Genomic DNA, 4,132 nt, shown 5'->3' on the forward strand with positions numbered 1-4,132 from the left:
CAAGAATATATTTGGGACACACGTCTCTCTCCCCCTTATCCCTCAAATCTCATCCAGTTCAATCCCTGCCAGTTTAATAAGATAGAGCGCGTTTCTTGTCGTCGAGATTCCCGGCCGCAATTTATAATCAAAATGGATTTCCTGATTTTCGTAATACTCGCGGAAGTTGTAATTCTTAACCCGGCCTTGACTTTCCTTTTCCAGATCGCCAAGCTCCAAATCATGGGTCGAAATAAGCCCGAGCGCTCCATCCTTTTGCAATTGGTTAATGAGTGCCTTAGCCCCGTAATGGCGGTCGTGGGAATTGGTCCCTTTAAAGATTTCGTCGAGAAGGAAGAACACGGGTTTATCTGTTTTAGCGGCTTCCACAATCTGCTTGATGCGCAGAATTTCCGCATAAAAAGAGGAGATGCTTTGCTCCAAATTATCACTGACCCGCATACAGGTCCAAATGTTCATCATTGAACAGCTGAATTCTTCGGCACAGACGGGGGCGCCTGCGTAGGCAAGAACGAGATTGCTCCCTATCGTCCGCAAAAAGGTACTCTTTCCCGACATATTCGATCCCGTGATAAGAATAACACCTGAGGGTGATTTCATCGCAAAATCATTCGTTACCCTTTTCCGGGTGAGCAAAGGATGACCCATTTTTAGAGAGGAGAGGGCATCGGCGGAACCGTGTATAACAGGTATGGCCCAGTCCGGATTATCAAAGCGAATATTAGAGAGGCTGGAGAGAGCTTCAACCTCGGCAAGAACCTCCAGCCAATTTTTCAATAACTTACCCGATTTCTTTTTCCACTCTTCCAGGGCGATCATGCATTGATAATCCCACAGCGTTAGAATGTTAACGATTATGAAGATAGCGTTTTCCCGGCTGGAAATCCAATCGGCGATTTTAGAGAGCCTTTTTATTTGTTGATATGCGGGTTGTTCGGCCTGATCACAAAGCTTTTTCTGGCGTATTTTAAGCCACTCACTATTAAAATTCTGATTTTCAAAGTGTTTCAGCATTTCCGTATAGGTCTTTAGACTTGCTTCAAAGCGATAAACGGTCGATAGGGCTTGAGAACGTTCCGCTCCATAGACCTTTAGCAGGAGAAATTGGGCAGCGGCTAAGAGAATAGGGATTTGCCAAGGAACGAGATGAAAGGCATAGAGCACGATCATGATCAGAGTTACAGCGGGGAAAACACGCATGCCCAGCTTGACCATCGGCTGAAGATAGGCTTCATCCGTTTCTTCTGCCCAGCGGATCAGCGAGTCAGTAGGATTTAGCTGGCCCGAGATCAGAATTCCTTCAGATTCGAAGCGCTGCCGCCAAGACAGTTTTTGTCCCAGCTCTGTTATGGCGGTTTGTCTATGGGTAATTTCCGAAGTGTTTTTAAGCGGTTCTTTCAGGATATTGGCTAAAGTTTCACGCCCTTGAGGAGTTTGAGCAGAGTTGATCCATTGGAAGATCGAACCTTGGCCAAATAGATCCAGATCAGATGCATAGGGATGGTTTTCGTCCTTGAATTCACTTCCTAAATCCGGGAATTTTACCCAGTCCCCCAGCAAGCGGTCCTCTCCTTGACGATTAAGTCCGATTAAGATTTCAGAATACCGAAGCTGAGTCCGAACATGCTTATGCTGAATTGCCAAATAGCTGAAAAGGGCTACAGCGGAAAGACCAATGGCGATACCTAAGTAATGATTGAATGTTTGGTAGAAAAAGAAAGCCAGAGCCAATCCTAAGATAGAAGTCATTAAACGATAGTTGCTTAAACGATTGGCGGTTTGCTGCTGCTTGGCATGGAGCTTTTCGAAAGCCTGTTTTCGGCGTTCATAGATTTTTTGGGGTTCTCTCATCTTTACCTCCAGATTAATCTAATCTAAATCCAATTTTATGGCATATATAACCAAAAGGGAAGAGAAGATTGAATTTAGTTATGTTTTTCGCGGGTAATATCTGTTTGGGGATCAAAATAGATTGTTCTGCTGGGAAAGGCCAGGGAGACTCCTTCATCCTCGATGATTTCCATAATCTTGAGATTGATATCTTCTTTGATCAGCAAATATTCATCAAAATTTGTTGTCTTCGTAAAGAAGCTGAGAAAAATATCAAGGCTGCTTTCACCATATTGATCAAAAGTAACATTGATTGATTCAGGGTGTATATCCTGATGATTTTTTAATACATCTTTGATTCGTTGGACTACACTTTCCAACTTATTTTTAGGGGTACTATAGGTTAGGCCTAAACGGAAGCTGATTTGCCGTTTACCCATTTTACTCCAGTTTGTAATGGCTTGATTAGCTAAAGTCGCATTAGGAACGGTGACGAGCGCTTGCATAGAGGTTCTTACTTTAGTGCTGCGGAAGGTTATCTCTTCAACCGTTCCGTCTACACTTGGGGTCATAATATGATCCCCCAGTGAAAAGGGCTTTTCCGTAATAATAACAATTCCGCCAAATAAATTAGCTAGAGCGTCTTTAGCGGCTAAAGCAAAAGCAAGACCTCCCAAACCCAGTCCGGCTATAAACCCGTTAACATCGTAATTAAATTCTTGAGCAATGATGCTAATGCTAATGGCGATGATGATAAACTGTAATGCTTTTGAAAGAAATGGGATGAGAATTTGATCAATCTCTAGGTTAAAATGTTTATCAAGCTTCGAAAATAATAGGGAAGATGTGGATGAAAGGATAAAAAGCCCCCATGAAATAAGAACTATGATCGAAGCTCTAAAGAGCTTTAAAATTAGGGGATTGGTTTTATCGATAAAAGGGAAATAATGAAGTGCAACAAATAGTCCTATGATCACAAAGAACCAGCGAGCGGGACGTTCAAAGGAAAGACAGACAAAATATAGTAAGTCGGTAGGTGTTTTTTTACTCAACCTCAAAATGAGCTGGAAAATATATTTAACAAAAAATCGATTAAAAAAGAGGAAGAGCAGAAATATCCCTAAAGAAATTCCCAAGCTTTTAAGGGTTTCATAAGAAGTGATGTACTCCCAAGACATAAAATTTTTCTCCTTTGGCTTTATTTTCGTTCTATAATAACATATATTCTTTAGGATGATAATTCCAAGGGCTTCTTATAATTCTCCTCTTAATGGTAAATAATACTACCATTAAAAAAGGAGTGAAGCATGAGTGGAAAATACTGAACCCTTTAAGCTTATAGGAATTCATAATCAACATCCGACAATTCTTTTTGTCCAGTTTTCTCTAGGAGATCGCTATTTTATTTATGAACTCAATAGATTCTTAAAGTCGGAGCAGATTTGCGAGCAATGCTTTACGGAACGTTATTCGGAAGTCAGGATTGATCCTCAGGATGAAGAATATTTGATCGCTAAACTTAAATTTTTCCCTAAGACCAAACGGATTATCAGTGAATACCGTTTCCAAGCCAATTAATTTACTTCCTATGCTTTATTCTACCGACTTTAAAGCTTCCACCATATCAATGCGTTTGAGCCTATGGTGGATAATTAGCATAACAACACAAGAAATAGCGAAGGTGAATACCGCAGCGTAAATATAGGTGGTCGCCTTAAGTGTAGGGTCAAACAGTACGTTTGGAGGGGCCATCGTCGTAATGATAAAGCGATGGAGAATAAACCCAAAAACATAGCCGACTAAAATTCCGATTGTTGTAAGAATCATCGTTTCACGATAGACATAGGCTGTCACTTCACCGGGATAAAAGCCGAGTACCGAAATGGTGGAAAGCTCCCGTGTTCTCTCCGAGACGTTAATATTGGTTAGGTTATACAGTACAACAATGGCCAGCAAGGAAGAAATCAGAACAATAACCAACATCACAATGTTTAATGATTGGGTCAGATCACTGATCGCTCCACTGGCGGTGTTGGTATTCGCAATACTCAGGACAACGTCATTGACCAACATGCTTCTGGAGAAAAGGCTGACACTTTCCTGACTATGGTCCCCGAGCAAAATATAATCTGAATAAAAGGCAAAAAAATCAACTCCAAGCCTCGTTAAATTCATTATAAGATATTGTATCATATCCTAAGCATGCAGTAGAAGCCAGGGAATTCAAGACTTTTTACAGGAATACGGAAGATTGAATCTAAAACGATTGCCTATAATTGCGGAAATTTAGCGGCAATGCTAT

4 protein-coding genes are annotated in these 4,132 nt (G+C 41.0%); 1 reads left to right on the forward strand and 3 read right to left on the reverse strand.

Annotated features, from left to right (window positions below; genetic code table 11):
- Positions 1-42: 42 nt before the first annotated feature.
- Together VB077_RS15770 and VB077_RS15775 are read right to left on the reverse strand one after the other, a co-directional pair.
- Positions 43-1,851 carry a MutS family DNA mismatch repair protein gene (locus VB077_RS15770; protein WP_323416214.1) on the reverse strand — a complete coding sequence of 603 codons (1,809 nt, stop codon included), beginning with the start codon at positions 1,849-1,851 and terminating at the stop codon, positions 43-45.
- A 74-nt stretch (positions 1,852-1,925) separates the two neighbouring features.
- On the reverse strand, positions 1,926-3,008 hold the full coding sequence (locus tag VB077_RS15775; RefSeq protein ID WP_323416215.1) for a mechanosensitive ion channel family protein: 1,083 nt from the start codon (positions 3,006-3,008) through the stop codon (positions 1,926-1,928).
- 133 nt (positions 3,009-3,141) lie between these two features.
- Here VB077_RS15775 and VB077_RS15780 point away from each other — a divergent pair, with 133 nt between their 5' ends.
- The gene (locus VB077_RS15780) at positions 3,142-3,408 is read left to right on the forward strand and encodes a hypothetical protein (RefSeq protein ID WP_323416216.1); all 267 of its coding nucleotides are present in this window, start codon (positions 3,142-3,144) and stop codon (positions 3,406-3,408) included.
- 15 nt (positions 3,409-3,423) lie between these two features.
- On the opposite strand, the gene VB077_RS15785 is transcribed toward VB077_RS15780, so the two are convergent.
- A complete protein-coding gene (locus VB077_RS15785) occupies positions 3,424-4,023 on the reverse strand; it encodes an ABC transporter permease (RefSeq protein ID WP_323416217.1) in 600 nt (199 codons plus the stop codon).
- Positions 4,024-4,132 lie beyond the last annotated feature (109 nt).

It is taken from the genome of Desulfitobacterium sp. (genome assembly GCF_034927245.1).
GTDB lineage: Bacteria > Bacillota > Desulfitobacteriia > Desulfitobacteriales > Desulfitobacteriaceae > Desulfitobacterium_A.

Excerpts from the sequence above, each read along its gene's own strand:
- VB077_RS15785 (WP_323416217.1), bottom strand. The coding sequence starts at position 4,023 with ATGATACAATATCTTATAATGAATTTAACGAGGCTTGGAGTTGATTTT.
- VB077_RS15775 (WP_323416215.1), bottom strand. The coding sequence starts at position 3,008 with ATGTCTTGGGAGTACATCACTTCTTATGAAACCCTTAAAAGCTTGGGA.
- VB077_RS15770 (WP_323416214.1), bottom strand. The coding sequence starts at position 1,851 with ATGAGAGAACCCCAAAAAATCTATGAACGCCGAAAACAGGCTTTCGAA.